Origin of the sequence: Siminovitchia fortis (assembly GCF_003605365.2) — a bacterium.
Lineage (GTDB): Bacteria > Bacillota > Bacilli > Bacillales > Bacillaceae_C > Siminovitchia > Siminovitchia fortis.
Genome location: NZ_QYTU02000039.1, coordinates 25,098 through 31,602, shown reverse-complemented (window position 1 = coordinate 31,602; position 6,505 = coordinate 25,098). Strand labels below are relative to the sequence as shown.

Sequence of the window (6,505 nt, the reverse complement as noted above, 5' to 3'; positions counted from 1 at the left end):
TGTCCGGACAGCCCGGTTTTCTCCTTTTGCGGGCATTGGTCCTACCGGTTTGTGTCAAATCTCGGAGGGTCATAAACGCTCATTTTCCTCTTGAGACTGCCCCGTTTTCGGTCTGGGAATAAGCGCCCAAAACAATATCATCGGAACTACATCTCCTCCATTCGACGGCCAAGATTCGGATACTTCTCCGCCACCTTTTCCATCTCCTCCAATGATTCATCCAATTCCATATGAAAGACATCGATATTATGGACATCGGATAAGAATTGGTATGCATCCGAAATATAGCCGGCCTGTCCATCAGTCAGCTTAATCGTGCTTTCTTTAAGGCCTTTCAACTGAGTAAATGAAAAATAAATATTTTCAAGCAATGATTGGGTTTTCAAGCCTGAACGATCCTTTTTCAGATACGTGGACGCAATGGCGTTTAGCTCCGTATAGCTCGAAAGGATGCGCTCGCTTTTTTCCACAAAAACGGTTGATTGATCTTTTGAAATAGCCTTATCTTTTTCTATTTGGCCTATCGGAATCTTGTTTAAAATATCCATTATACTTGCCTGCATGCTGTGTTGGTAACTTGTTGCCTTTTCTTCGGGAAAACCTTTGATCTCTGATCTTCCATATATGGTAAAAGTCGTAACAGCAATGAAAAATAAGCATAAATAGACAGGAAGCCGGTTCTTTTTCATGGCCTTGCCACCCTTCTGATCAAAATATCTAAAACGCCAATCAATTGACTATCCTAAAATAAATCGTTAGCATGTTTTTTAACGCGACGGATGAGAAGAGTCAGGTGATTCGTAATGACAGGAACAAAGAAAACGCATAAACCATGGGTTCTTGTTTTGACCGTAGGTCTCGGCACTTTATTGAACCCATTGAATTCATCGATGATTTCTGTGGCGCTGACAAGGATGCAGCAGGAGTTCGAACTCACATTTGCCGATGCTTCTTGGCTTATTTCTGTGTTTTATCTTGCCAGTGCGGCCGGCCAGCCTGTCATGGGAAAATTAAGCGATATGTTCGGCCCGAAGAGAATGTTTTTGGCAGGGCTTGTTACAGTGGCAGCCGCTTCAATGCTGGCACCGTTTTCTCCTAACTTTCCTTTTTTGCTTGGGTGCCGGGCTTTACAGGCGATTGGCAGCTCCACCCTATTTCCGAGCGGTATGAGCATTGTCCGGACAAGCATCACGAAAGGACAGGCGAAAGCCTTGGCAACGCTTTCGATTTTCGCATCGACATCCGCCGCTTTTGGTCCATCCATCGGCGGGCTCTTGATTGATTCATGGGATTGGCCCTCCATTTTCATTGTAAACTTTCCTTTTATCATTGTCTCATTTTTCATGGCCATTTTTATTTTACCTGAAAAAGGCCAGGGGAAGTTTGAACTGGCGCGCATCGACTTTCTTGGCATCACCCTGTTTATCATTGCAGTGATCGGCCTGATTCTGTTTCTCTTATCATTGGAAACGCATATTCATTGGTGGGCATTCATTGTCTTTATCGTTTCGTCCGTCAGTTTCTACTATTATGAAAAGAGGCAGTCGGAGCCTTTCATTGATGTCAGAGGACTGAAAAAGAATACGAACGTCACGCTGATTTATTTGCAGTTTATCACTATAAACCTTGTTTATTATTGTTACTTTTTCGGTTTCCCGACGTTTTTGCAGCAGGTGAAAAAATACAGCCCGGGAAATACCGGCTTAATTATGCTTGCCCTGGCGGGATTCGGCGTCATCGTATCGCCGTTCGTCGGCAGGCTGATTGACCGCCATGGACCTAAGCCTGCACTTATTACGGGATCTGCCATCCTGTTTTCCGGAACGGCCCTCCTGCTTACATTGCGTGAAACATCATCCCTTTTATGGCTTCTGATCATCATGGCCGTTTTGGGAATGAGCAATGGATTCAGCAATATTTCCATGCAGACAGCCCTGTATGAGCATGTCAAACCGGAAGATACAGGCTCGGCATCGGGATTATTCCAGACCAGCCGGTATCTGGGTTCTATTTTATCATCCAGCTTGCTGGGACTGGCTTTTAACCGCCATTTGGACATCCAGCACCTTCACAATGTCGCGATGATCTGCCTTATTTTCTGCCTTTTGGTATTCTATCTTTCCATCAGGCTTCCTGGGCGTGGAAAAGTGAAAGGTCATTCCTAATCTAATTAGCGGTCTGACCCCCGGCGCGGTAACGCGTTAAAGTAGGATGAAACATTCCTTATTAAATTGGAGAGATTTTATGTGTATCATTTTTATTGCTTACCGTTACCATCCAAATTATAACCTGATCACAGCGGCAAACCGTGACGAGTTTTACAAACGTCCTGCCGAGCCTGCGCATTTTTGGGATGACCATCCGTCCATTTTGGCCGGCAGGGATCTGGAGCAGATGGGCACATGGATGGGGGTTACCCGGACCGGCAGGTTTGCCGCTCTGACCAATTACAGAAACCCCTCAGAATTTGAAAAAACGGATAAAAAATCAAGGGGCCATATCGTTCGCGACTTTTTGGCAGGTGACGAAACCCCATTTAACTTTTTAAAAAAACTTCAGCAAGAAAGATTGCATTATAAAGGTTTTAATTTATTCGTTTCAGATGGGGACAGCCTTATGTATTACTCTAATATCGGCAACGAAATCAAACATCTGGAGCCTGGAATTTACGGGCTGAGCAATGACCAGCTTGATACTCCGTGGCCCAAAGTTGAAAAAGGCAGGCAGCAATTGAAGCAACTGCTGAAAAGCGGGTTGAATCATGAACGCCTCTTTGCCATTCTTGCTGATCAAGAGCCGGCTCCGGAAAAGGAATTGCCGCAAACAGGCATTCCCTTGGAGCTGGAAAAAACATTATCTTCAATCTTTATCAAAAGCCCTGATTATGGGACGCGCTGTTCAACTGTTCTGACGATTGACCAAGATCAATATGTCCGCTTTATTGAAAAGACATTTGGGCCAAACGGGAAGCATGAAAAAGATTTCACTTTTAAGCTGGAGAAAAGCTAAGAAGCTGCTATTTAGCCATAGCAGCTTCCTATTTTTTCGGCAAATGAATGACGACACCTTGGACAACACGAATGTTCTCATCATCAATCTGCCCTTCGCGCTCATCCTCTTTTTTACTCCAGTTTCCAATAAGACAAAAGAGTGCAATCCCGTAGCTTGTGAGCTGGATAGCCTTCAAAATCCCGCCGCCAAGCTGCTGGTCATAAACTGCTGTCAGCGATGGAAGCAGATCTCCAGCCACCGCCGCGTACACCGGATAGTGCGACTCACTAATCCCCACCAGAAGAAAAATACCGATTGGCATCAACAAAACCGAGTTTAAAAAGATATAAGCCACCCTCGTGAAATACGAGAATTTGCTGATTTCCGGCAATGGCATGATAATCGTCCACCACATCAAGAAACCGGTAATAATAAGAAAAATCTGGCTGATGACCGAAAGGACTGGGCTCTGCTGAATAATATTGAAAAGCTGTGGTGCAAAATAAGCCGTTAACGCTCCGTTAAAAAGCAACGCAGCCATCCATGGGTGTCCAAGCAGCTTAATGGTAAATTTAAGCCGGTGATTCCAAAAGTATTGCCTGGCCCATTGAGGAGGCATGCTTAAAATAAACAATGGCAGCACAATGAACAATACTGTCATGACCTCGATTACATGGGCGCTGAAAGAAAAATAATCGGCCGCAATTTTTAAAGGGCTTCCTTTGACTATGTAAAGCGAAAGTGCCGCTGTATAAAAATAGGCCATTTGTTTTTTTGTAACATTGTAATTGGAAGAATGTATGATTTTTTTTGCGTAAATGACAGAACTCAACGCTATGACTGTAAAAGTGATCGGGCTCCACAACTCGTACCAGGTAAAGCTTGAGAAAACATCAAAATTCACAGTAATCCTCCTCCCCCATCATGGATGGCCGTGGCAGCGCTCATTTTATCCATTTAGGATGAAACAGGTTATAAGGATATTCTATCACAATTTTGCAAAACGTCTCCCCTTACATTTGAAAAAGACCGGGGTCTGATGCCCGGCCGAATCATTTTATTATGGAATTTATGATACTTCTAGCTTCAGCGCCTAACTGCGCAGCTCGGCACCAGCTTTTTCTTTTAGTGCAGCCAACACTTTTTCATGGGTCTTTGTAACTTCCTCATCCGTAAGTGTCCTTTCAGGATCGGCGTAGGTCAACGAAAAGGCGATGGATTTTTTGCCTTCTTCCATATTCTTTCCTTCATATAGGTCGAACACATGGACTTCCCTCAGCAGTTTTCTGCCGGAATCCTTGATGATGGATTCAAGCGCAGCTGCATGGACATCCTTATCCACGACGAGTGCAATATCCCGTGCAATCGATGGATAACGTGGGATTGGGACATAGCGCAATTCAGGAAGCTCGTAATCAAAAACTGGTCCAGCCTGGATTTCAAATACATAGGTTTCCTTCAGGTCAAGGTCCTTTTGCAAGTTGGGATGAACCTGTCCAGCAAATCCTATAACTTCTTCATCCAATAAGACCTCCGCCGTTCGTCCCGGATGCATGCCATCCATTTGGACAGCCTGCCAGGAGATACGCTCTTCAAGTCCCAGCTTCTTGAACAGGCCTTCCAAAATTCCTTTGACTACATAAAAGTCAACCGGCTTTTTCTCTCCCTGCCAGGCATGATCCACCCACAAGCCTGTAACAGCTCCAGCAATATGCTCCCGTTCTTCCGGCTGTTTACCTTCACCTTCGTTCAAAAAGATGGAGCCGATTTCGTAAAGGGCAACTGATTCATTTTTCCTGGCCACATTATAAGAGATCGCTTCAAGCATCTGCGGAACAAGGCTTAATCTCAGGCGGCTCCGTTCCTCGCTCATCGGCATTGACAGAGTGACAGGCGGACGTTTTTCAATTGAAAACATGGATGCCTTTTCTTCGCTTGTCAAAGAGTAGGTGATCGCCTGGTACAAGCCGGCTCCTTCCAGGAAGCCCCTAGCTGTTCTGCGCTTTTCTTGAATCTTGCTCAAACCGCCCGGTGTTGCTGCTCCGCTGGGCAGTGTTTTCGGAAGACGGTCATATCCGTAGAGGCGTGCAACCTCTTCAATCAGATCCTCTTCGATCGTAATGTCTCCCCTGCGGGTCGGGACAGTTACAGTGAATACATCTTCTTCAACCGCTGCTTCGAATTGCAGCCTTTCAAAAATCTTCACGACTTCTGCCGAAGTGATGTTAGTTCCAAGAACACGGTTAATTTTTTCTAAAGTAATGGATACAACAGCAGGCTCGATTGTCAAATGATCATCTTCCACAAGCCCTTCCAGCACTTCCCCGGCGGCATATTTTGCAATCAGCTGAGCGGCGCGCTCCGCTGCCGGCCTCACTCTGTTCGGATCGACGCCTTTCTCATAGCGGCTGCTTGCTTCGCTTCTCAAACCATGATATTTTGACGTGCTCCGTATCGATCCGCCTGTAAAATAAGCAGACTCCAGAAGAATCGTTGTCGTATCATCGCTTACCTCTGAATCCGCTCCGCCCATCACACCTGCGAGTGCAACTGGAACAGTTCCATTTGTGATGACAAGCTGCTCGGAAGTTAACGTACGCTCAGTGTCATCTAGCGTTGTGATTTTTTCCCCTTCTTTCGCCAGGCGGATGACCACTTCCTTTGAACCGAACCGGTCATAGTCGAAAGCATGAAGAGGCTGGCCGTATTCAAGCAAAATATAGTTCGTGATATCGACGACATTATTATGGGGCCGAATGCCCGCTGACATCAGGCGTCCCTGCATCCAAAGAGGGGAAGGTCCGATTTGTACATTTTTTATAATCTTTGCCGTATAAAGCGGGTTTTCCTTTGGAGCTTCCACTTTTACGGAAATATAGTCGGAAGCTTTCTCTTCAGAAGCTTCACAGGAAATTTCCGGCAACTGGACTGATTCATTCAAAATGGCTGCAGTTTCATAGGCAACGCCGATCATGCTGAGCGCATCCGCACGGTTAGGCGTCAGATCAAGCTCCAGCACTTCATCGTCCATGTTTAATAACGCCAAAGCATCGGAACCGACTTTTACATCTGCAGGAAATACATAAATTCCGTCGGCAAATTCTTTCGGAACGAGCTTCCCTTCAATGCCAAGCTCCTGGAGTGAGCAGATCATTCCGTTTGACTCCTCGCCGCGGAGTTTGGCTCTTTTTATTTTAAAATTGCCTGGAAGAACAGCGCCGGCTTTCGCGACAGGCACCTTTTGGCCTTTGGCGACGTTTGGCGCCCCGCAAATGATTTGGACGGGCTCTCCCTCACCAATATCCACCTTACACACTTTCAATTTATCGGCTTGGGGATGCTGGGTGCAATCAAGGACTTCCCCGACAACTACACCCTTTACCCCATCGCTTAATTTTTCAACTCCATCAACTTCAATACCGCTTCTTGTTATTTTTTCAGCCAATTCAGCTGCGGAAATACCATTTAAATTGACATAATCCTGCAGCCATTTATATGAAACCAACATGTGTTT

5 protein-coding genes are annotated in these 6,505 nt (G+C 45.6%); 2 read left to right on the top strand and 3 right to left on the bottom strand.

Translation table 11 applies throughout. The features are described 5' to 3' along the window. Window positions 1-146: 146 nt before the first annotated feature. The gene (locus tag D4N35_RS14875) at window positions 147-689 is read right to left on the bottom strand and encodes a hypothetical protein (RefSeq protein ID WP_120075082.1); all 543 of its coding nucleotides are present in this window, start codon (window positions 687-689) and stop codon (window positions 147-149) included. Between the two features lie 114 nt (window positions 690-803). On the opposite strand from D4N35_RS14875, the gene D4N35_RS14870 reads away from it, so the two are divergent. Both D4N35_RS14870 and D4N35_RS14865 read left to right on the top strand, forming a co-directional pair. Then, entirely contained in the window at window positions 804-2,165 is a 1,362-nt protein-coding gene (locus D4N35_RS14870; protein ID WP_120075080.1) for an MFS transporter, read from the top strand. A gap of 79 nt (window positions 2,166-2,244) precedes the next feature. Then, window positions 2,245-3,009 carry an NRDE family protein gene (locus tag D4N35_RS14865; protein WP_120075078.1) on the top strand — a complete coding sequence of 255 codons (765 nt, stop codon included), beginning with the start codon at window positions 2,245-2,247 and terminating at the stop codon, window positions 3,007-3,009. A gap of 28 nt (window positions 3,010-3,037) precedes the next feature. Here D4N35_RS14865 and D4N35_RS14860 read toward each other — a convergent pair whose 3' ends face one another. Both D4N35_RS14860 and pheT read right to left on the bottom strand, forming a co-directional pair. Next, window positions 3,038-3,895, bottom strand: a complete 858-nt coding sequence (locus D4N35_RS14860; RefSeq protein ID WP_120075076.1) for a cytochrome c oxidase assembly protein — start codon at window positions 3,893-3,895, stop codon at window positions 3,038-3,040. 189 nt (window positions 3,896-4,084) lie between these two features. Beyond that, window positions 4,085-6,499 carry a phenylalanine--tRNA ligase subunit beta gene (gene pheT / locus D4N35_RS14855; protein WP_120075074.1) on the bottom strand — a complete coding sequence of 805 codons (2,415 nt, stop codon included), beginning with the start codon at window positions 6,497-6,499 and terminating at the stop codon, window positions 4,085-4,087. Between the last annotated feature and the right edge of the window lie 6 nt (window positions 6,500-6,505).

What these genes read in the sequence shown, in the direction of transcription:
- pheT (WP_120075074.1), bottom strand. Translation starts at nt 6,499, where the DNA reads ATGTTGGTTTCATATAAATGGCTGCAGGATTATGTCAATTTAAATGGT.
- D4N35_RS14865 (WP_120075078.1), top strand. Translation starts at nt 2,245, where the DNA reads ATGTGTATCATTTTTATTGCTTACCGTTACCATCCAAATTATAACCTG.
- D4N35_RS14870 (WP_120075080.1), top strand. Translation starts at nt 804, where the DNA reads ATGACAGGAACAAAGAAAACGCATAAACCATGGGTTCTTGTTTTGACC.
- D4N35_RS14875 (WP_120075082.1), bottom strand. Translation starts at nt 689, where the DNA reads ATGAAAAAGAACCGGCTTCCTGTCTATTTATGCTTATTTTTCATTGCT.